The 21090-nt window shown below is 69.5% G+C and carries 17 protein-coding genes, 1 other RNA gene and 2 pseudogenes; 11 read left to right on the forward strand and 9 right to left on the reverse strand.

The features are described from left to right. Nucleotides 1-16: 16 nt before the first annotated feature. From ACQPZQ_RS12630 to rnpB, 3 genes and pseudogenes are all read left to right on the forward strand, one after another. Complete coding sequence (locus ACQPZQ_RS12630; protein ID WP_433295243.1) at nt 17-754, forward strand: zinc ribbon domain-containing protein; 738 nt, start codon at nt 17-19, stop codon at nt 752-754. Continuing rightward, nucleotides 712-1847 (forward strand): annotated as a pseudogene (locus ACQPZQ_RS12635) (bifunctional RNase H/acid phosphatase). The gene ACQPZQ_RS12630 and the pseudogene ACQPZQ_RS12635 overlap by 43 nt, the downstream one beginning before the upstream one ends. 41 nt (nt 1848-1888) lie before the next feature. Further along, nucleotides 1889-2306: RNase P RNA component class A (rnpB, locus tag ACQPZQ_RS12640), an RNA gene on the forward strand. An 89-nt stretch (nt 2307-2395) separates the two neighbouring features. Here rnpB and ACQPZQ_RS12645 read toward each other — a convergent pair. Then, nucleotides 2396-3388 (reverse strand): helix-turn-helix domain-containing protein, encoded by a 993-nt coding sequence (locus ACQPZQ_RS12645; protein WP_433295245.1) that lies wholly within the window; start codon nt 3386-3388, stop codon nt 2396-2398. A 447-nt stretch (nt 3389-3835) separates the two neighbouring features. Here ACQPZQ_RS12645 and ACQPZQ_RS12650 point away from each other — a divergent pair, with 447 nt between their 5' ends. After that, nucleotides 3836-5065: an acyl-CoA dehydrogenase family protein gene (locus ACQPZQ_RS12650; protein ID WP_433295247.1), complete on the forward strand. Its 1230-nt coding sequence runs from the start codon at nt 3836-3838 to the stop codon at nt 5063-5065. 266 nt (nt 5066-5331) lie between these two features. Here ACQPZQ_RS12650 and ACQPZQ_RS12655 read toward each other — a convergent pair whose 3' ends face one another. Continuing rightward, the gene (locus tag ACQPZQ_RS12655) at nt 5332-6597 is read right to left on the reverse strand and encodes an erythromycin esterase family protein (RefSeq protein ID WP_433295249.1); all 1266 of its coding nucleotides are present in this window, start codon (nt 6595-6597) and stop codon (nt 5332-5334) included. A gap of 150 nt (nt 6598-6747) precedes the next feature. After that, on the reverse strand, nt 6748-7851 hold the full coding sequence (locus ACQPZQ_RS12660; protein WP_433295251.1) for a hypothetical protein: 1104 nt from the start codon (nt 7849-7851) through the stop codon (nt 6748-6750). A gap of 400 nt (nt 7852-8251) precedes the next feature. Between ACQPZQ_RS12660 and ACQPZQ_RS12665 the strand changes: the two genes are divergently transcribed. Continuing rightward, nucleotides 8252-8536, forward strand: coding sequence for a hypothetical protein (locus tag ACQPZQ_RS12665; RefSeq protein WP_433295253.1), 285 nt, complete (start codon nt 8252-8254; stop codon nt 8534-8536). Nucleotides 8537-8558: 22 nt separating this feature from the next. Here ACQPZQ_RS12665 and ACQPZQ_RS12670 read toward each other — a convergent pair whose 3' ends face one another. Further along, nucleotides 8559-9146 (reverse strand): transglutaminase-like domain-containing protein, encoded by a 588-nt coding sequence (locus tag ACQPZQ_RS12670; RefSeq protein WP_433295255.1) that lies wholly within the window; start codon nt 9144-9146, stop codon nt 8559-8561. 132 nt (nt 9147-9278) lie between these two features. Here ACQPZQ_RS12670 and ACQPZQ_RS12675 point away from each other — a divergent pair, with 132 nt between their 5' ends. Continuing rightward, nucleotides 9279-10217, forward strand: a complete 939-nt coding sequence (locus ACQPZQ_RS12675; RefSeq protein WP_433295257.1) for a helix-turn-helix domain-containing protein — start codon at nt 9279-9281, stop codon at nt 10215-10217. A 12-nt stretch (nt 10218-10229) separates the two neighbouring features. Here ACQPZQ_RS12675 and ACQPZQ_RS12680 read toward each other — a convergent pair whose 3' ends face one another. Next, the gene (locus ACQPZQ_RS12680; protein ID WP_433295259.1) at nt 10230-11222 is read right to left on the reverse strand and encodes an AraC family transcriptional regulator; all 993 of its coding nucleotides are present in this window, start codon (nt 11220-11222) and stop codon (nt 10230-10232) included. Nucleotides 11223-11684: 462 nt separating this feature from the next. On the opposite strand from ACQPZQ_RS12680, the gene ACQPZQ_RS12685 reads away from it, so the two are divergent. Next, nucleotides 11685-12473, forward strand: coding sequence for a serine hydrolase (locus ACQPZQ_RS12685; RefSeq protein ID WP_433299160.1), 789 nt, complete (start codon nt 11685-11687; stop codon nt 12471-12473). A 23-nt stretch (nt 12474-12496) separates the two neighbouring features. Here the strand turns inward: ACQPZQ_RS12685 and ACQPZQ_RS12690 are convergent, their stop codons facing one another. Continuing rightward, on the reverse strand, nt 12497-13090 hold the full coding sequence (locus tag ACQPZQ_RS12690) for a sigma-70 family RNA polymerase sigma factor (protein ID WP_433295261.1): 594 nt from the start codon (nt 13088-13090) through the stop codon (nt 12497-12499). A 1132-nt stretch (nt 13091-14222) separates the two neighbouring features. Here ACQPZQ_RS12690 and ACQPZQ_RS12695 point away from each other — a divergent pair. Then, the gene (locus tag ACQPZQ_RS12695) at nt 14223-14702 is read left to right on the forward strand and encodes a hypothetical protein (protein ID WP_433295262.1); all 480 of its coding nucleotides are present in this window, start codon (nt 14223-14225) and stop codon (nt 14700-14702) included. Between the two features lie 48 nt (nt 14703-14750). Beyond that, nucleotides 14751-16460, forward strand: a complete 1710-nt coding sequence (locus ACQPZQ_RS12700; RefSeq protein ID WP_433295264.1) for an MFS transporter — start codon at nt 14751-14753, stop codon at nt 16458-16460. Nucleotides 16461-16503: 43 nt separating this feature from the next. Here the strand turns inward: ACQPZQ_RS12700 and ACQPZQ_RS12705 are convergent. Continuing rightward, nucleotides 16504-17034 (reverse strand): annotated as a pseudogene (locus ACQPZQ_RS12705) (NADH-quinone oxidoreductase subunit C); the annotation flags it as partial. A gap of 104 nt (nt 17035-17138) precedes the next feature. Between ACQPZQ_RS12705 and ACQPZQ_RS12710 the strand changes: the two are divergent. Beyond that, the gene (locus ACQPZQ_RS12710) at nt 17139-18026 is read left to right on the forward strand and encodes a LysR substrate-binding domain-containing protein (protein WP_433295266.1); all 888 of its coding nucleotides are present in this window, start codon (nt 17139-17141) and stop codon (nt 18024-18026) included. A gap of 5 nt (nt 18027-18031) precedes the next feature. Here ACQPZQ_RS12710 and ACQPZQ_RS12715 read toward each other — a convergent pair whose 3' ends face one another. Together ACQPZQ_RS12715 and ACQPZQ_RS12720 are read right to left on the reverse strand one after the other, a co-directional pair. Next, nucleotides 18032-19261, reverse strand: a complete 1230-nt coding sequence (locus ACQPZQ_RS12715; protein WP_433295268.1) for a GAF domain-containing sensor histidine kinase — start codon at nt 19259-19261, stop codon at nt 18032-18034. Further along, on the reverse strand, nt 19258-19914 hold the full coding sequence (locus ACQPZQ_RS12720) for a response regulator (protein WP_433295270.1): 657 nt from the start codon (nt 19912-19914) through the stop codon (nt 19258-19260). The genes ACQPZQ_RS12715 and ACQPZQ_RS12720 overlap by 4 nt, the downstream gene beginning before the upstream one ends. A gap of 177 nt (nt 19915-20091) precedes the next feature. Here ACQPZQ_RS12720 and ACQPZQ_RS12725 point away from each other — a divergent pair, with 177 nt between their 5' ends. Further along, nucleotides 20092-21027, forward strand: a complete 936-nt coding sequence (locus tag ACQPZQ_RS12725; RefSeq protein WP_433295272.1) for a phosphoribulokinase — start codon at nt 20092-20094, stop codon at nt 21025-21027. Nucleotides 21028-21090 lie beyond the last annotated feature (63 nt).

Here is a 21090-nt window from a genome sequence, read left to right on the forward strand (position 1 = left end):
TGGATGTGATGGCCGCGTGAAGGCCGACCCTGCCGTCCAACGCCGGCTGCTGGATCTCGCCGAGATCGACGCCGAGCTGACGAGGCTCGCGCACCGGCGCCGCAACCTGCCGGAGCACGCCGAGCTGACCGGCGCCGAGGCGGCGGTCCGCACGGCCAAGGACAAGCTCGTCGAGGTGGAGACCGCCGCGGGTGACCTCGACCGCGACATCCGCCGCATCGAGCGTGACGTCGACGGCGTCCGTGCGCGCACCGAGCGCGACAACCAGATGCTCACCGGTGCCGGGATCGGCGCCAAGCAGGCCACCGACCTGCAGCACGAGCTGGAGACCCTGGCCCGGCGCCAGAGCGTCCTGGAGGACGAGCAGCTCGAGATCATGGAGCAGCGCGAGGCCATCGGCGCCGACGTCGACCACTCGCGTGCGGCGCTGGCCGCGGCGGAGCAGAAGCTCTCGGAGATCACCACGCGGCGCGACTCGGCGCTCTCCGACATCGACGCCGCTGAGACCGGCCGGCGCCGGGCCCGCGACGAGGCGCTTCCCGGTTTCCCGGCCGACCTGCTCGCCGCGTACGACAAGCGCCGTGAGCAGCGGGGCGTGGGCGCGGCGCTGCTGCTGCAGCGTCGCTGCCAGGCGTGCCGGTTGGAGCTGGACCGCACCGCCATCGCGGAGCTGCGGGCCGCGCCCGACGACGAGGTGGTCCACTGCGAGGAATGCGGCGTGATCCTCGTGCGGACGAAGGAGTCGGGTCTGTGAAGCTGATCGTCGAGGCCGACGGCGGTTCGCGCGGCAACCCCGGTCCCGCGGGCTACGGCGCCGTGGTGCTCGATTCGGCCACGGAGGAGGTGCTCGCCGAGTGCTCCGAGGGGCTCGGCGTCACCACCAACAACGTCGCCGAGTACAAGGGCCTCATCGCCGGGCTGCGGGCGGCGATCGAGCTGGGCGCCACCGAGGTGGACGTCCGGATGGACTCGAAGCTCGTCGTCGAGCAGATGTCCGGGCGCTGGCAGGTCAAGCATCCGGCGATGAAGCCGCTGGCGCTGGAGGCGGGGCGGCTCGTGCGCGAGGTCGGCTCGGTCCGGTTCGGCTGGATCCCCCGTGCCCGCAACACCCGGGCCGACACGCTCGCCAACAAGGCGATGGACGCGCAAGCGGCCCGGTTGACGGGACCGTGAGCGAGCCCGGCATCGCCACCGCTCCTGCGTCGGCGTCGTGGACGGGGCAGGTCGGCGCCCCGTCGCGACTCCTGCTCCTGCGGCACGGGCAGACCGCCCTGTCCGTGCAGCGCCGCTACTCCGGGCACGGCGACCCCGAGCTCACCGAGCTCGGCCTGCGACAGGCCGCCGCGGCCGCCGTCCGGCTCGGCGCCCTGCCCGACGTGGCCGCCGTGCTCAGCTCGCCCTTGCTGCGTGCCCGGCAGACCGCGGCCGCCGTCGCCGAGGCGACGGGTGCGCCCCTCGTCGTCCGGCCGGGGTTGATCGAGACCGACTTCGGGGCCTGGGAGGGCCTGACGTTCGCCGAGGCCAAGGAGCGCGACCCCGAGCTGCACGCGTCGTGGCTCGGCTCCGAGGACGTCGCACCACCCGGCGGGGAGAGCTTCGCCGCGGTCGGCAGGCGGATCGCCGACGAGCAGGCCGCCGTGCTGGAGCAGTTCCCGGGCGCCACGGTGGTGGTGGTCAGCCACGTGACACCGATCAAGATGCTGCTGCGCCATGCCCTGCAGGGCGGCCCGAGCATCCTCTACCGCCTGCATCTCGACCTGGCCGCGCTGTCCATCGTGGACTTCTACCCGGACGGCGGCGCCAGCGTCCGGCTGGTCAACGACACCAGCCACTACCCCCCGGGCTGATCACGGAGAACTCTCGGCTGCGAGTACGATTCTTGCGCGGACGAGCTGGCCGGGCGGCCGCGTCGATGGCCTTCGGGCCACCGGCGAGGAAAGTCCGGACTCCGCAGGGCAGGGTGGTTGTCAACGGCAACCCGGGGCGACCCGCGGGACAGTGCCACAGAGAACAGACCGCCTCCTCCCGGACCCACGTCCGGGAGCGAGGTAAGGGTGAAACGGTGGTGTAAGAGACCACCAGCACCCCGGGTGACCGGGGTGGCTCGGTAAACCCCACCCGGAGCAAGGTCAAGAGGCTCTCCGTCTTCGGACGGGGAGCTGCGCAGGCGTTCGAGGACGGCCCGTCCGAGCTTGCGGGTAGACCGCTAGAGCCTGCCGGCGACGGCAGGTCCAGATGGATGGTCGCCGAACGGTGCGCCGCAAGGCGCCCGGGAACAGGATCCGGCTTACAGGCCAGCTCGTCCGCCCCAAGCCTGTCCGGCTGCCGGGCACGCCGGGGGCGCAGACATCAAGATCGCGTCCCCGGCCGCAACGTGGTTGAGCTCGCGGAAGTCTCAGGCCGGGGCGGCTTTCCTGCTCGGCGTGGGGGCATTCGCTGCTTCGGGGGCCACAGGGCCGAATCCGGAGTGGCAGTGCTCGCGCCGCCAGCTGACCGGTGTCATCCCGTTCTGCCGCCGGAACGCCCTCTCGAACGTCCGGAGGTCGAGGAACCCGACGGCGGCCGCGATGTCCGACACCCGGCGCCGGACGTTCCTCGGATCGGACAACATGGTCCGTGCCGCGAGCAGCCGCTGGTCGCGGAGGTACGCAGCGGGTGTGGTCCCGATCCGCGCGAACAGGCTGTACACGCGGCCGACCGACACGTGGTGCCGCCGGGCCAGCTCCTCGACCTTGAGGTCCGGGTCATCCAGGTGTTCGCGGACGTGCATCCGCATCATGTCGAGCAACACCTCGTCGGGGCCGTCCCCGCCCGGCACAGAGGTGATGTCCCGCAGCGCCATCGCCAGTAGATCGATCGCGGCCTGCCCGGCGTCGAGCCGCTGCGGAGCGGTGAGGTCGTCGGCGACCTCGAACAGCCGGACGAGGTAGCCGGACAGCATCTGCATGGCCGGGGCTGCGGGGTTCACACTGCGCGCACACGCCTCTGTGATCTCGGCGGTACGAAGCGGGAGCCGCTCGCGGGAGAACCGCAGGTTCATGCATCGGGCCTCGCCTGACGAGACCCGCTCGTAGCGGCTACGAGCCTCGGCCAGCACTCCCGCACCGGGCGCCAGCTCGACGCAGCGGTCGTGCTGGCGGACGCGGCCGCGGCCGGCCAGATGTACGGAGAAGAGCATCAGGTTGTCGGCCTGCGCGCCCGCTGTCATCCGGGTGGTGCGGACCGCCGACATCTGCCCCCAGCGCGATCGAGAGAGAGTCAGGGTGTCGCCCAGCTTCTGCACCGCCAGCCGCCCTTGGAAGTCGGGACACGCCCGGGCGATCACCGGAATGGAGAACTCACAGGCGACGTGTTCCAACTCCTCGCCGGAGTACTCGACGATCTGCACGACCCCGAGGCTAGCTTCGGCATCAACCGAGGTCACATGCCGCCGCGGGCAGAGTTGCTGCTGATCTCGGCGATCACGGGCAGCGTGGGCGGGCGAAGCACGACGGCCGACGACGGTGGCCGGCCGAACGAGGCCGCTCCCATGCGGCACCGGCACGCCGCCGGGGCTGTACCCCAGGGGCCAAGTGGCCCGGCATCCGGATCGCTCCCGCAACCCTGAGCCAAGAAATGCCGCCCCGCTGAGGTGAAAACGCCTGCTCCCGAGATGACCCGGTGCGGTCAACTGGTCGGGCGCGGTCGTCGCGCAGCGCCAAGCGCAGACGCTGCTGTGTGGGTGCCTGTGTCGGAGGAGAACGTGCGTGCTCACTCTCGGCTCCCGACCTTGCCACCCTGGCCGGATCGTCTTGGCCACGCACAGTCGATCACCTTCGAGAACCGGGAGATTGCGGTGACCACATCGCTCAATCAAGTGCCCGCGTCGTCCTCGCCGGGCGGCGATTCGGACACCGAGCCCGATGGGAACCTGATTGCTCGGGCGAGCGAGCTGATTCCGTTGATCCGCGAGCATGCAGCACAGAGTTCCGAGCAGCGCGCGGTGGTCGAACCTGTGATGAGCGCGATCGAGAAGGCTGGTCTGTTCAGGTTGTTCGTCCCTCGCCGGTATAGCGGCCACGGCGCGAACATGTGCACGGTGATGGAAGTGATCGCGGAGGTTGCCCGGGGCGATGGTTCGACTGCGTGGACCGTGGCACTGCTCAACGGCTGCGCCTGGATAGCGAGCACGTTCTCTCAGCAAGCTCAGGACGACGTCTTCCGGGCAGATGCGCGCGCCATGGTGTGCGCGATCTTGACGCCGGCAACCACGTCCGAGCGGGTCGACGGCGGTTACGTGGTCTGTGGCCGGTGGCCCTATGCATCGGGATCGTTCGCGGCGGATTGGGCAATCGTGGGCCTTGAGCTGGACACCTCCGGCGGCGAGGACCCGCGTGGGCTGGCGCTGATTCCGTCATCGGCATGGACGATCGAGCCGACGTGGTTCGCCGCGGGCATGAAAGGGTCAGGCAGCGACACCATCGTCGTCGAGGACCACTTCGTCCCTGAACACCGAGTACAGCGGTTCGCGGACATGCTCGAGGGAAGATTCGCAACTCCTCACCAATCAGCCGAGAGGAACGCCAACATGGCGTTCCTGCCTGCTGCCGCAATCGTGCTCGTGGGCCCTCAGATCGGACTTGCCCGACATGCGACTGAATTGACGCTGGCGGGACTTCCGGAGAAACAGGTTGCGGTCACGGCGTACAACGCCGCCAGGAATTCTCCCTCACACCAGCTGAGAGTTGCCGAGGCGCTCACCAAGTTCGATCTGGCTGAGCTGCTGATGCAGCGGATGTGTCATGAAATCGATACTGCGGCGGCACGTCACGAGCACCTCGGACTGTTGCGTCGCGGCCGCATGCGTAACGACATCGGCACGATAGCTGAACTCGTCTCAGCGGGGATCGGATCACTTCTCACCGCCAACGGTGCCGGTTCCTTCGCGGACTCCAACGTCCTTAGCAGGATCTGGCGTGATGCCGAGATCGCCGGTAGGCACGCACACGTCTCCCCTGATGTCGGAAGGGAGATCTACGGGCGCCTCCTGCTCGGGGCTGACGGCCCGCCGACCACCGACATCTGAGATGCGGGCTGTCCGCGAAGCGTCCTCCCGACCCTGCGGCCAGGGTCGCAACAGTCAGGCTCCGAGCCGATGCGTCAAGTAGCCGACAACCGCGGTGGCGCTAAGGCGCTGGGGTCCGGCCGGCGTGAGCGATCCTGCGCCGGCCGCGGGCTTGAGCGCCGTAGTCTGCGTCATCTGCGGCGCCAATTCGGTGCGATCACGGGCTGCTCGGGCAGAGACGAGCGCTACTGCGCGCCTGACGCCCGCTCGAAATGGCACGTTCTCGGTCAGCCGGTCACCTGCTCGGTCGTCGAGGTCTCGGGAACGTTCACCACCAGGTCGTAGGCGTCGAGCAGCCGTACCTCCTGATAGGTGTCCATGACCCGGATGCGGTCGGGACCGGCCAGCCGTCCTCGTGCCCCGCGCAGGTCGACCGCCCGCAGCCCCGGCAGCGGAGCAAACGCCGCCTCCACGCTGCCCTCGCGCGCCGGATCGAGGTCGACTCCGACGATCTCGACACCGCTCGGTCGGTCCGGGTTCGCCCGGCGGGTCACCGTACGGCCGACGGTGCTGGTGACCGCCACCGCCACGTAGTCGCCGCCCAACCGGTTGGCCAGGTGGTGCCCCATCGCCGACAGCGAGAACGACGGCGTGACGACCGGGATCCGCTGGATGTGACTGTTGTGCGCACCGATGACGACCTTCGCGTCCGGCCCGAACCGGTCGAGCAGCCACAACACCGTCTCGGCCATGCCACGGTCGCGTGAGGCCACCTTCGGGTGCGCCCTATCACCGGCCACCCGCGCAGCGGTGCTCCGCAATGACTGGTCCAGCAGGCAGGCCAGGCGCAACTCGCGCCGTGCGACCTCGTACAACTCGACGCCACCGGCCGACATGTACTCCAGTTGCAGCGCGTCGAACCGGGTCGTCAGCTCCGCGAGCATCGCCGTGATCCCGTCACGCTCGGCCTGGGCGACCTGGCCATACGCGGCGTACACCGGCAGCGGGTGCTCGCCCGCGAACTTCTCCATCAGCACGACGAGCCGCTCGACGGCGACCACCGCGTCGCCGTCAACCGCGCTCAGGTAACGCCCGATGTTCTCCATTGCCCGCAGCGGGGACGCCGCGGAACCCGGTACGTCGATCCCGAAGAATCGCACGGGCGTCACCCCGGCGGCGTTGGCCTCCCGCATCCACTGCAGGTGCGCACGCAACTCCGCGCACCGCCCGAACGTGTACGTGATCCCGTCGTCGGCGATCGTCCGCAGGTCACCGGGACCGCCGCGTACCCAGTCGTCCACGGTAAGTCCTTCGCTGAACCCCGATTCCATGCCGAAGACGGTGAACCCCATCCGCTCCACCAGGAACCGCGTCAACCGGTGGCGCAGCAGGCAGAACTCGCGTACGAGGTGCGAGCTTTCGCCGATGGCCACCACTCGCGCATCGGCCAGCCGTATGGCCAGCGGCTCCAGGTCGTCGAGCGGGGCTTCCGGATTCAGCGTGTCCAGGGTCATTGCCTCGTCGTCAACGAAATCAAGGAACGCATCAGGCATTCGACCATGCTACTTGGCTGTTACCCCGAGACCTGATCAGTCGGCAAGAGACTGCAGCCGAGGTCGGCAAGGCCGGGGAGTGCGCGGATTTGCGGTTCCATGTCGCGCTCTCCCTGCCACCATTCTCCCGAGACTCGATATACGGGAACGTCAAACAGGCGGCGGTAACTTGGGTACAGGGCCAGGGTTCGCGACGTCGCGGTGGATGCGCAGCAGCGCCGGGACGTCCTCGGGGGGCCTGCGGCCGAAGCCGCACTCCGTCGCCACCCCGAACGCGTCGAGGTACCGGCTCGCAGTGCGGATTCGCTCGCGCGTGCCCTCCGTGCCGTCGGTCAGGTGGACGAGTCCCAGGTAGAGCTCGGTCTCCGGATGCAGCCGCAGACCGATGAGCGGCGCGAAATACTCATCGTCGGCGCGGTCACGCGGCACCGGGAGGTGCAGCCAATTGATCGGTCGCGCCGCCACCTCCGCGATCGCGTTGGCGAGGGCGACGGCGATTCCGGTGTCCTTCGGCTGCACGAAGTGGCGGTGCTGCGCGTCGCCGTAGCACAGGTGGAAGCCGAGCTCCGCTTCGTCGGGAACGGCGGCAGCCAGCCGGGCGAGCCGAGCGACCGTCTCCACCCGGGGATCCCCGTCGAAGAATGGCGGAAAGAGGCCCTCCCACATCCCGATCTCGTGCGGGGCGTCCCACTGGACCGCCAGATCCTCGTGCGGGACGGCCGCGGCGATCGTCGCGAGCTCAGCCAACATCGCCGCCTCGTACGCCGGTTCCAACGCGGCACGGTGGTCGGCCTCGATGAACCGGTTGACCGGCGCCAACGGCGTCGGCATCGCCACCATGAAGCGCCAGTGGCGGGGGATGACGCCTGCGTCCCGGGCTGCTCGGAACTCCACGTACGAACACAGCGCATGATCCGCGTAGCCCAGCGCGCCGAACCGCAGCTGGGCCGGGTCGACGCCGGGCCGCGGGAAGAAGCGGGCGCGCAACCGCGACCCGTACTTCCCGTCGGCACCGGTAGCCTCCGTCTCCACCAGGTCGGGCTGGCTCCGGAAGACCGACGCCTGCCAGTCGATCCAGCCGCTGCGGACTCCGGTCTCCCCGTCGGAGATGCGCCGAAGGTGCTCAGGCAGAACCTCGCCGGCCGCATGGAACACCGCAGCGGCGCTCTCCAGCGGAACGCTCCCGACCAGGTGAGCTCCCTGAGCCCTGACTCTTCGTGCAGAAGGCTCTGGCATCGGTGCGGCCTGGGGCATCGTGACGACTCCTTATTCGGGGGACCCGTTAGGTTTCTCAGCCTCGACCCGCGAATTCCGATCGGTCTGGTGCTGCTTCTACTCGCGCTCAGGCTGACGTTCTCGGTCGATGAGTCCTCCGGGAACCATGGCCGGCTGTCGAGTGCCTCGGTCAGGCGGCTTTCGAATCCGGCCGATGCATTGGCGATATGAGCTGTGCCGACGGGTGCAGCCGACGACGGCCGGCCGTGCGGCGATCCCCGAGCACTGCCCGAGATCCGGGATGCCTCATGAGAGCTGTTCGCGCGGGTTGTCGATCTTCTTTCGAACCGGAACAGATGTTCGACACGGGCACTGGACCGAGGGGGTGAGATGCGGCCGAGTTTCTTGTCCTGCAACGCCCAGGATGGAAGATGGCCAGATGCTGCGTACTGACGGGCACGAGGGTTACGTGGCGGGTCGGTACCGCAACGGAACATACAGCGACAGCTGGACGGATGTCGTGCGGTGTGCAGAGCAGACATTCACGGCCTACGCTCCTGCCTGCAAGTGTGGATGGCGCGGCCCGGCTCAGGAGGCGACGGACGTCGGCTATGCGGCGTGTCAGCGCGTCCTGCTCCGTGATCACCTCAAGCTTCTTGATGTAGGCCGCCCGATCCTGGGCAAGATCGACAGAACGATTCGGGTGGCCGATTTCCTGCCCTGAAACCTCGGAGGTCGGTGTCGCGTCAGAGATCGCTGGGGAGTCCGCCGCGGCAGAGGTCGAGAATGTTTTTCGTTGCTTCGAGGGTTTCGATGACTTTCCGGCTCGGAGTGGCGAAGACCCGGTCGTAGTCCCGTTCTCCGAGCTCCGGGCGGACCGACCAGGCCAGGCGTTCTTCGCCGAGTGAGAACTGGGCGTCGATGCCGGGCTTGTTGCCACGGGCGTCTTGCCGGTGCCAGTTCCCGTTCAGGAACACGGCGACAAGCCCGTGCAGCATGAACGTGGCCCCGTCGTCGGTCAGCCGCTGGTAGCAGAAGCCGGTGGGCATGCCCTGGGATCGAAGGATGGCGGCCAGCAGGTGGGCCTTCGCGAAGCAGAGACCGGTGCCGTGAGCGAGCGTGTCCGATGCGCTGATGGACACGCGAGGGTCCTGCGCGTCCCACGAGTGCCGGATTTTGTCACGCACATGCTCGAAGGCGGCTCGGGCGAAGTCCACGTCGTCCGTGTGGTGCGAGCGGAGGCCACTCGCGAGCTCGCTGATTTCCGGCCGGCCGAAGTCGACGACCGCGTCCTGGCCCAGGTAGGTCTCCGGGGCGTCCGAGTCCACTGTCACCGGCGGATGGTAGGCAGCCGCCGGGTTGTGTCGCCCGTGATTAGTCGACGCCGGGTACAGCAATCCTGGTAGCACCAAGAGCACTCGCAGTGCTCTTACCTGGGCGGATGTCCCGGAACTAGCCTCGGGCGCGTGCAGATCCTCGACTACTACTCCGGTGAGGAGATGGAAGACGTCGCCGGCGAGTTCTTCATACCGGTGATCACCCGGACGGGTCCCGACTTCCGCGGGCGAACGGCGTTCGAGGACCTGGGCCGGACCCTCACGCTCTATCGGACGCATTGGGGGCAGATGTCGACGCTCCGGACCGACCGGATGGCAGCGAGCGCGTCGGCCGACAGCCAGATGGTCATATTGATACACATGGCCGGCCGGAGCCGTGTCCGCCAGCATGACCGCGTCGTCGAACTGGCGGCCGGTACCGGAGTGCTCATCGAGGCCCGTAGCCGCTACGAGCGGGTCTCGTCGACCGACACTGTGTGCCTCAACCTGCAGTTCTCCCGTGAGGTGCTCCCGCTCCGCACCGCGGAGATCACCGAGGCGTGTGCGCGCTGCGCGGATCCCGCGGCGCCGGCCATGCAGCTGCTGTCCGGCTACCTCGGCCGGCTGTACGAGGTGGCCGACGAGCTCACCGCGCGGCAGCGGCTGGACGCCGGACGGGCCGCGATCGAGTTGCTCGCGATGGTGCTGCAGAACGTGACGCCTTCCGTGCCGGGCGGCGACGGCCCTGATGACGTCTTGCTCGAGATGATGCGGAAGCACGTCCGCGAGCACCTGGCGGACCCGGACCTGCGGGTCGAGGAGCTGGCGCGGCGCCACCACGTGTCGGTCCGACACGCGTACAGCCTGTTCGAACGGATCGGGACCACGCCTGGTGCCTACCTTCGCGAGGAGCGGCTATTGGCGGCCCGGGCGATGTTGTCCGACCCGAGGTACTCGCGGCTCGGGGTGTCGGGCGTCGCGGCTGCTGTCGGGATCCTCGACCGCGGCACGTTCGAACGGGCGTTCCGGCGGCAGTACGGGACGACGCCGGCCGGCTGGCGGCGCGAGCGCCTGCACGTCGAGCGCTGAGGTGCCCGATGGTCACCGGGTTGCGCGCAGCGTCTCCCCAGGCAGCTCTCCGAACTCCCCTTCGTGAGCGGCGGCGAAGCGGCCGAGGTGGGTGAAACCCCACTTGTGCGCGACGGTCGCGACGGTCGTGTGGGAGGGGTCGGCCGCGCGGAGCTCCTCGTGTGCCCGGCGGAGCCGGATCCGGCGCAGGTACGTCGTCGGCGACATGCCGACATGGCGCTGGAAGCCCTCCTGCAGCGTGCGGACGCTGACGTGGCACCTCGCCGCGAGCACCGGGGTGGTCAGGGGCGCTTGCGGATCGGTCTCCATGATGTCGATCGCCGATCGAACCGCCGACGGACGGCAGGGCTCCGCCGGCGTGCTCAGTTCCTGCGAATAGGGGTGCTCGGCGGCCAGCAGGAGCCCTCGCACCACGCCTTCCGCGAGGGGGGCGGCGACCAGTGGTTGCCGAACGATGCTGTCGCTGCACGCAAGTTGGTCGTTGAGCGTGAGGAGCAACTGTGCCCAGCTTCGGGCGGCGCCGCTCCTGATGTCCATGGCGGCGGCGAACGCGATCCGCCCGGAGACCGGACGCCCCAGGAGGCCTTCCAGCGTGCGGTCGACCGCTACCCGGTCGAGCTTCACGCACAACTGCCGGCAGTCAGCGGCCCAGCGGGTGAGGATGACCTCGCCGTCGGGCCGGTACACCGCGGCCCGCTCCCGCGTCGCCACCACCTCCACCCCCCTGTGCCGGGACTCCAGACGGCCGGCGACCGGGAGGTTCACGTGGTAGCTCGATCCGAGCTCGTCGAGCTCGAGCCGGACGTCCCGGCCGTAAGTGATGTCACCCATCGTGATCGGCCCGATCCGGCTGAAGCGATGCACCGCGCCGGACCGGCGCTCACCGAGAATGTCGAACCGCGCTGGATAGAAAGCGGAGAAGCATTTCTGTGCCATGCTCGCCGAAGCCGCGACGACGGGCGGTGAACCCGCTCGCCCGAGGTCGCGCGGCGCATTCTCGCTCATGTGTCAACCAGGGTCCGGTCCGGCTCGACGTGCACTCTTGCGGCTCATGCTATGAGCGTGATCCTGGTTCGGGTCCGGATGATCTATGATCCCTGTCACGGCAATGTCGGATTCGCTGAATGTCCGGGCTACGGGGTTTGCGCCGCCCTGCCTGGCTCGCTTATGCGACCCCTCGCATGAGCGGCGAATTCAAGGCTCTGCGACGCGCATCACTGTGAGTTGTAGAAAGCTGTTGATCTCCTGTGAAGATTCCGCGAACGGCAACGGACAGACGTCGCCCAACGTCATCAAGGTGTGGAAGGAAAACGTCGAAGCACACCGAAGAGGTCCGCCCTGCTCGTGGTGGCTCTGGCCGTGTTCCTCGGTGCGGGTGCCTTCTTGCTGGAGGGCCGCACGGACGCGGGTGTCGCAGACGCAAGCCCGGGATCGGTCGCGTCACGGACTGCCATGGCGCCCGTGGCGATGCCCGCTCTCAATGCCGGTGACACCGCCGGCGTGGCGGCGGCGTCGTCGGCCGCCGTGGACAGTGCGGTGCAGCGGGTCGATGCCGTCCAGGCGGCCAACCCACGCACCCAGATCGGGGCGGCAGTCCTCGATCGGAAGACCGGGATGCTCGCGCTCGGCACCGACGGGACGACCCGGTTCTACTCGGCGTCGGTGGTGAAGCTCTACACCGTGGTCGCGATCCTGCACAGGGTCGACGCCGGGAAACTGACGCTGTCGGCCACCGACCGCGACGACATCCAGCGGGCCCTCGTCGCCAGCGACGACAATGCGATGGATGCGCTCTGGGTGAAGTTCGGTGGGGCCGAGACGGTGTCGCAGACGATCAGCCTGGTGGGCCTCAAGGACAGCCAGCCGCCTGCCGATCCGTCGCAGTGGGGCGAGACCAAGATCTCCGCTCGCGATGTGACCGCCGTCTACAACTACGTGCTGCGGTCATTGTCCCCGGCCAGCCGCAACATGATCATGAACGCTCTCGGCCATGCTCAGGACAAGGGGGCCGACGGGTTCGACCAGGCTTTCGGCCTGATCGCACCCCCGCGGCAGTCGAACGTGGCGGCGAAGCAGGGGTGGATGTGGATCAACTCCGACTTCGACCTCCACACCACCGGCGTGCTGGGCAGCGACGACCGGTACGTCGTGGCGATCCTCAGCAAGAACCCGGCGAACGCGGGTTCCGCCGCCGCCCGGACGATCGTGAACAAGGCGACGGCCGCTGCCGAGGCCGCGATTCCCCAGCCCCGATGACCTCGGGCGGTCGCGGCGCCGGGTCACGTGTGACTCGTCGAGCGCGCGCTCGAGGTGCTCGCCAACTCGCCCGCGGCCTCCAGTTCGGCGCGCATCGCACGCAGGCCGTAGTAGAGCCGTGACTTGACGGTGCCCTCGGGTACCCCGAACTCCCGTGCGGCTTCCCGCACCGTGTGGCCGTGGAAGTAGCACGCGTGCAATGCCGTGCGGTGCTCCGGTGACAGCCGGTTCAGCGCCGCGGCAACGGTCCAGCTCTGGACGGCCCGGTCGATCGTGTCCTCCGCGATCACCTCGGGGACGACGTCCACCGTGAACTCGACGAACTGCCCACGTGACCGCCACTCGTCGATGGAGATCCGCCGCGCGACCGTGAACAGCCAGGTGCGCTGAGAGCCGCGGCTCTCCTCGAGCGCGTCGAGGTGGCGCCAGGCGCGCAGCATCGTCTCCTGGACGACATCCTCGGCTTTGCTGGTATTGCCCCTGGTGAGCCGCATGGCGAACGACCAGAGTGCCCGGCCGTGTTGATCGTGGATGTGCCGCATGAGCGCCGCCGCGGCTCTCGGATCTCTGTTCTGAAGACGATTATCGCTCCGGGTGGCGTCTTTCTTGGCCGGCACGTGCACAGTCTATCCACAATATCGACATCCACCTCGGAGAAAGTCCGGAGCGACGGGCTTCGTTAGCTTGTGCTATGTAAATCGAAGCCATCTTCGGATAGGCGCGACGTATAGCTCGGGAGAGCGTTGAGTAAATCTCGATCATTGTTCTGTCGAACTGGTCCTGTTTGTCTGTTACGTGCTGGACCATGGATATTCATGCAGTTTTATGCTCGGGGTGCGGCGGCGATTCTGCCGAGATTTCCGGACGATCCCCCGAGCAGTCGGGCGGGGTTGCGAGCCCCGCGCGTCGACGGCGCGCTTTGACTGGCCGGGGGGATCGCGATCTGTGGCGATGGTCTGGGCCACATGCAGGGATCCCAGTGAACCGGACGACACCGGGAACCGTCAGGGGGCACGTGGTGCGGTCAGATGTCTTCCGCGGAGCGGTGGCGTGGTGAGCGGAGAGGATGACGACGTCTGCCTCTCGCTGGGCGCCTACCTGGTCGGCAGTCTCGTGAAGTCGGAGCGTGCCGCGTTCGACCGTCATCTCCCCGATTGCGCGGACTGTCGCCGGGAGATTGCGGAGCTGATGCCCCTGTTGAGCCTGCTGCGCTGTGTCGATCCCGCTGAATGGTGCAACCAGGCGCCACGCCGGGACGCGACCGGACGCCGCGGGTCGTCGCCGCGGCCGGTGCCGGGCAGGAGGCCCGGTGACGTGGGCGGATGCGGAGAACGTCGACGGCTGTGGTGGTGGCGGTGGTCGCGGGGCTGATCGCCCGCTGTCGGCGGGCTGTTCCGCATGATCGACGCCACCGAACGGCGTCGGACGCAACGATCCGGCCTTTCGGGCTGTGAGTTGCATCATCACCGGCGATTCCGATAGCCGGTCGTTCGGCCCGGCGTCTTCCCGGCGGCGACCACGGCTTCAGTCCTTTGCCGATGGGATCCGAAGCACATGGGGTTCCGATGAACCTTCCGCCTCGGAACTTCGTGATCACATGTGGGTTGCAGGGCGCCGCCGGGCGCCACCCGGCGATCAGGAGGTCCAGATGTACCGCGCCCACCTCGGTGTCCCCTCGATCTCGACGGGGCGGACCTTGCGGCGCGCCCCAGCCTGCTCAGCGCGCTGCGCCGCAGTCGGATGACCGCCGTGTCCTGGCTGTCGCCGTCGACCGGCGAACCCGAACCGCGGGGGCCGGAGGAGCTGGCGCGACCGTCGCGCGGCACCACCAACCCGATGGATCGGGTCGTCCTGCTCCTCGGCCGCGGACTGAGTGCCGCGCTGCTCCTCGCGGTGGGCGGCAGCCACCTCCTGCTCTGGTTCGTCGGATACGGGGCGATTCCGCGGATCGGTGTGTCGTTCCTGGCCAATGCTGCCGGGGCGCTGTTCCTGGCGGCCGCGATGGTCGCCGTCCGGCCGCGGCACGTCCCGTTGACCGCCGCGTTGGGCGGCCTGTTCATCGCCGGCACCCTGGGTGCGCTCACGCTCGCCCTGACCGTGGGTCTCTTCGGGTTCGTCGACGAGCTCACGACACCGTTGGTGCCGACCACGCTGGTCCTGGAGCTCGCCGGGGTTGCGGTGCTCACAGCGACGGCCGTCGTCACCACGCGCATCCTCCGCATTCACTGACCGCGCCACGGGGGCGGGCGTTCGCGTCCCCGGCGTATATTGTTCGTAATGCTAACGAACTCCGCGGCCGGCCACTACAAGTGGGTTGCCCTCTCGAACACCACGCTCGGCGTGCTGATCGTGACGATCAACATGTCGATCCTGCTCATTGCGTTGCCGGACATCTTCCGCGGGATCGGCGTCGACCCGCTCGCGCCGGCCGACATCAGCTACCTGCTCTGGCTGATCATGGGCTACCTGGTGGTCACCGCTGTGCTGGTGGTCAGCTTCGGCCGGCTCGGCGACATGTTCGGGCGCACCCGCATGTACAACCTCGGCTTCGCGGTCTTCACGATCTTCTCCGTGCTGCTCGCGGTCACCTGGACCCATGGTGACGCCGCCGCCATCTGGCTGATCGGCATGCGCGTGCTGCAGGGCGTCGGGGGCGCCCTGCTTCTGGCCAACTCCACCGCGATCCTGACCGACGCCTTCCCCGCCGACCAGCGCGGACTCGCGCTGGGGGTCAACCAGGTGGCGGCCATCGCCGGGTCGTTCCTCGGGCTCGTCATCGGCGGGGTGCTCGCGCCGCTGAACTGGCACTGGATCTTCTTGGTGTCGGTGCCGGTCGGCGTCTTCGGGACGGTCTGGGCCTACTACAAGCTGCGCGAGACGGGTGTCCGCGTCCCCGCGAAGCTGGACTGGTGGGGCAATGTCACGTTCGCGGTCGGGCTCGTCGCGCTCCTCACCGGCATCACCTACGGCATCCAGCCTTATGGCACGCACGTCATGGGCTGGACGAGCCCGTCGGTGCTCGGTCTGATCATCGGCGGCATCGTGGTGCTGGCCGGCTTCGTGGCGATCGAGAGGCGTGTGCCGGAGCCCATGTTCCGCATGTCGCTGTTCCGGTCACGCGCCTTCACCGCAGGCAACGTGGCCAACCTGCTCGCTGCACTCGGCCGTGGTGGGCTGCAGTTCATCCTCATCATCTGGCTGCAGGGGATCTGGCTGCCCGAGCACGGCTACGACTTCGAGCAGACGCCGTTGTGGGCCGGTATCTACATGGTGCCGCTGACCGTGGGCTTTCTCGTGGCCGGTCCGGTGTCCGGAATTCTGTCGGATCGGTTCGGGGCGCGCGCCTTCTCGACCGGCGGGATGGTGCTCGCCGCTCTCAGCTTCATCCTGCTCGACCTCGTGCCCGTCGACTTCGACTACCGGGTCTTCGCGCTGCTCCTCGTGCTGAACGGGCTGGCGATGGGGATGTTCAGCTCACCGAACCGGGCCGCGATCATGAACAGCCTGCCGGCCTCGCAACGCGGGGTCGGCGCCGGTATGACCTCGACCTTCCAGAACGCGGCGACGGTGTTGTCGATCGGGGTGTTCTTCTCGCTGCTCATCATCGGCCTCGCCGGGACGCTGCCGGGCGCGCTGTCCACCGGTCTCATCGCGCACGGTGTGCCCGCCGACGTCGCGAACCGCGTGGCCGGTCTACCGCCGGTCGGCACGCTCTTCGCCGCGCTGCTCGGTGACAACCCGATCCAGAACCTGCTCGGGCCGCAGGTGCTCGGGGCGCTTCCGCCTGCTGACGCTCAGTTCCTCACCGGACGCGCGTTCTTCCCGGAGCTGATCTCCGGGCCGTTCGCTGCAGGCCTCACGCTGGCCCTCGGGTTCGCAGCGGTGGCGTGCCTGGTGGCCGCGGTCGCATCGGTGCTGCGGGGCGGGAAGTACCGCTACCAGGAGCCCGACCAGCCCCTGCCGGCCGCAACGAGCGCACGGGTCTGACCTCGGTCACCGAACGGGCGCACGGGTCCTCGTCGCCGTCCGGAGTGGGGAGCGGGCGCACGTCCGGCTGCCGGGTGAAGAGCACGCCGACCGACTCGTGCGTCTCGCGCTCGTGCCGCTGCGCGACCTGGAACAGGCCGGTCGCGCTGGGCAGCCGGCGCCGGTCGGCGGGCACCAGCGTGCGCACGAGCACGTGGTTACGTCCTCCCGGACTGTGCAGATGGGCGGTCACCAGGATCGCGGCGGAGTCGTGCTGCTCGACACCGCAGAGATAGTCGAAGGACGAGCAGCCCAGATCGTCGCGTGCCCATCCCAGGGCGTGGCACCACGCACCGGGCTCGACGATGACCGTGACGAGCCGCTGCCCGATCTCCGGCTCGCCCATCGCCAGTGCGGCGCCGACCAGCACAGCTAGTTCGTCGGCGGCGGCGTTCGCTTCCGCACCTGCGCCGTCCCGCAGCCGAGCGGCCGGGCGGCGACCGTCTCCCGTCACAGGCACCCTCACCATCCCCTCGCCCGGGGAGGGCTGCCCCGGCGCTGCTCCACCATGGGGCCCGGACCTGCCGCCGTCCATCAAGAGTCGTCAGCACACCCTCAACCATCTGCTCAAGGTTCCGCGGCGCCAGGCGCCGCTACCCGGGGGTACCGCAGTGGCTGTTCCGCGGGGACCATGCGGGAGTGACCACGAACGCCAGGTTGCGGGCCCTGGTCGAGCTGGCCGACACCGGCTCGGTACGCGCGGCCGCGCAACGCCTGGTGGTCACGGAGTCCTCCGTCTCGGCCGCGGTCAGCGCGCTCGCCGCGGATGTGGGCGTGCCGCTCGTGCGCCGCAACGGCCGAGGGGTGCTGCTCACCCCGGCCGGCGAACGCTACGCGGGCTACGCCCGCCGGATCCTGGGGTTGCACGACGAGGCGATGGCGGCCGCGCGCGGCGAGGCCGATCCGGAGCGAGGGCTGCTGCGGCTGGCCGCCGTCACCACGGCGGGGGAGCACGTGCTTCCGGCGATGCTCGCCTCGTTCCGTGGCCAGCACCCGCGGGTCACGCTGCGGCTGGAGGTTGCCCACCGGGCCAGGGTGTGGCCGCTGCTCGCCCACCACGACGTCGACCTCGTGCTCGCCGGACGTCCCCCCGACGAGCTCGCGGCCGGGATCCGGGCCGTCAGCCCCAACACGCTGCTGGCGGTCGGCCCGCCGTCGCTCGCCGCCGGTTTCTCGCCCGCTCACACGACCTGGCTGATGCGTGAGGCGGGCTCCGGCACCCGCGAGACGTGCGAGGCGCTGCTCGCGGCGGCGGGCGCCGACCCTCCACGGCTCGTGCTCGGTTCGCCGGGCGCGGTGATCGCCGCGGCCGAGGCCGGTCTGGGTGTCACGTTGGTGTCCCGCCAGGCCGTGGAGCGGCAGCTCGAGGCCGGGGCCCTGGTGGAGCTGCCGATGCCGGGCACACCGCTGAACCGCCCGTGGCACGTGGTGAGCCACCCGCACGCCACGGCGGGCACCGACCTGTTCGTGACCCACCTGCTGGCCCGGCCCGAGCTGGGCTGGAGCGCTCCGCCGCCCAGGCGCTGAGCGGATCAGGTGGGGGCGACCGGGGTGGCCGGGACCGTGACGGTCACGGTGGTGCCCGAACCGGGCCGCGAGCGCACCGTCAGCGTGCCGCCCACCAGCTCGGCCCGCTCGGCCATGCTGCGCATCCCGTAGCCGGAGGCCTCCGGCTGCGGGTCGCGCGCCTCGAAGCCGCCCACCCCGGTGTCGAACCCGCACCCGTCGTCGCTGACCTCGAGCCGGACCGTGCCCTCCCGTACTGCGAACCGCAGCTCGACGCGGGTGGCCCTGGCGTGCTTCTGCACGTTCTGCAGGGCCTCCTGCGCGATCCGGTACAGCGCGATCTCGACGTGCTCGGGCAGGCGTTCGTCACCGAGGATCAGCTCGCAGTCGAGGTCGGGCACCGTACGGGAGAGGCTGGTCAGACCCCCGGCGAGCCCCAGGTCGTCCAGCACCGGGGGACGCAGGCCACCGATGGCGACCCGTGCCTCGTCCACGGTGATGTCGGCGAGCTCGCGGGCCAGGATCAGCTGCTGCTCCGCGTACGCCGGGTCGCTGCGCAGCGTGCCTGCCGCGGCGTCGAGGTGGTAGCCGAGGCTGACCAGGCGCTGGGAGATGCCGTCGTGGATGTCGCCCGCGAGCCGCCGCCGTTCGGTCTCCTGGGCGGCGATCACCTGCTCGGTGAACCGCTCGTTGGCACGCTCCCGGGCGACGAGCCTGCGATGCAGCCGCGCGGAGTGCAGGGCTCCCGCGACGAGCCGTCCGATCGAGGTGAGCAACCGGATGTCCCGGGCGGTGAACTCGCGACGGACCACCGTGTGCACGTTGAGCACACCGACCAGACCGGCGAGATCGCTGGTCATCGGCACCGAGGCCATGGAGGTGTAGTCGACGCCGCGCAACGCCGCGATCGGCACGTAACGGGGGTCGGCGTGCTTGTCGTCGACGATCACGGCGGGCTGCCCGTGCTCCGCTACCCAGCCCGCGACTCCCGTGCCGATCGGCAGCCGCACGCGGCCCGCCTGCGCGTCGAACGGCGGGGTGGCGCCTGCGAGGGTGAGCGAGCGCTCGGCGTCGTCGAGAACGTGCACGAAGCAGACGTCGGTGGCGGTGGCCTCGACGATCAACCGCGCGACCGCGGCGGCGAGGGGCTCGACGTCCGGTCCCGACGACGTGGCCTCCACGATGGCGAGCAACAGCGCGTTCTCCGCCTCGAGGTCTGCGAGATCGCCCAGGGTGGGACGCCGCGTGCCCGTCATTGGAAGATGCCCTCGCGCAGGGCCGCGGCCACGGCCCCGGCCCGGTCGTTCACCGCGAGCTTGCGGTAGATCGAGCGCAGGTGGCTCTTCACGGTCTCGTCCCCGACCGTCAGGCGGCCGGCGATGGCCCGGTTGGAGAGGCCGCTGACGATCAGTGACAGCACCTCGCTCTCGCGGTGGGTGAGGCCGTGGCGGGCGCCTGGCCAGAACTCCCCGCTGTGCAGCCGTGCCGCGGAGGCGACCGCGCGCCCGGCCATCCCCGGGTCGATCACGGTCTCCCCGGCGTGCACCAGTTCGAGGTGGCGCACCAGGTCCTCCCCGGTGATCCGCTTGATCAGGTAGCCCGCTGCTCCGGCACGCATGGCCTGGAACAGGTACTGCTCGTCGTCGTACACCGACAGCAGCACCACCCGGCGCTCGGCCCGCTCCTCGCGCAGCCGCCTGCACAGGTCCAGGCCGCTCGCCCCGTTCAGCCGGACGTCGGAGAGCACGATGTCCGGGTCCAGGTCCGTGACCAGCGGGACCGCGTCATCCGCGCCCTCCGCCTCACCGACCACCTGGACACGGGTGCGGAACGGCGCCAGCATCGCCTTGAGCCCATGACGCACCATCTCGTGGTCGTCGACCAGGACGATGCGCAAGGGGCCGGGCATCACATGACGATAGGGCCCCGGCATCCGGGCGAACACCTCTTCAGAGGCGTCATCGCGACGGCATCCCCCGCCGTACCCCCAGTGCGGGGGACCCGGAGGAGCCGTGATCCGCCTAACGTCTTCCTACTGCGGCAGCGGCGCCGCCATTCCAGGGTGGTGGGCGCGGCGGAGGGGCAGGTGGATGCAGTGGTGGACAAGGCGCTGCGGATCGTGCGGGCCGGTGCGGTGTCGCGCCCGGTGATGATCGCGATCGCGGGGGACAGTGCGTCGGGCAAGACGACCATCACCCGCGGCCTGGTGCAGGCACTGGGCCCGGACAACTGCGTGTCGATCTGCGTGGACGACTACCACCGGTACGACCGGGCAGAGCGGCGCGACCTGCCCTTCACGGCGCTGCACCCCGACTGCAACCACCTCGACATCATGGAGCAGCACCTGCAGCTCCTGGCCAGCGGCCAGCCGATCCTCAAGCCCGTGTACGACCACCGCACCGGCGAGTTCTGCCGGTCGGAGCGGGTGGAGCCGAATCGGTACATCATCGTCGAGGGCCTGTTCCCGCTGTACAGCAAGCTCGCGAGGGCGTGCTTCGACGTCACCGTGTACCTCGACCCGCCGGAGCGGATCCGCCGTCGCTGGAAGCTGACCCGAGACGTCCGCGCCCGGGGCTACACGCGGCCCGAGGTGCTCGCCGAGATGAACCGCCGGATCGCCGAGTCGGAGGCCTACATCCAGCCGCAGCGCAGCCAGGCCGACATCGTCGTCCGGTTCGCGCCGATCCCGTCACGGGACGACCTGCCTGCCACCTCGCTCTCGGCGGAGCTCGTGCTCCGGCCGACCATCCGCCACCCCGACCTGAGCAGCGTGCTGGCCGACCACCCCTCGATGCGCCTGAAGCTGTGCCGCGACACCGACGGCAGGCCGGTCGACACGCTCCACGTGCACGGCGACGTCGCCGAGGAGGAGAGCCGCACCCTGGAGAAGGCGATCTGGGCACTGCTCGACCGGGCGGGCGATGTTCCGGACGGGTTGGGCCTGCTCAGCTGGGGCAAGCGCAGCGGGCCGCTGGCGGTCACCCAGCTCCTGCTGCTCTTCCACATGCTGGATGCCGCGTAGCTGCGCCGACTTCCGGATTTCAGATCCCGGGCACGGCGAATCCGCGGGAACGCCCCGAGGTCG

This window comes from Pseudonocardia sp. CA-142604 (assembly GCF_050948475.1).
GTDB classification, from domain to species: Bacteria; Actinomycetota; Actinomycetes; order Mycobacteriales; family Pseudonocardiaceae; genus Pseudonocardia; species Pseudonocardia alaniniphila.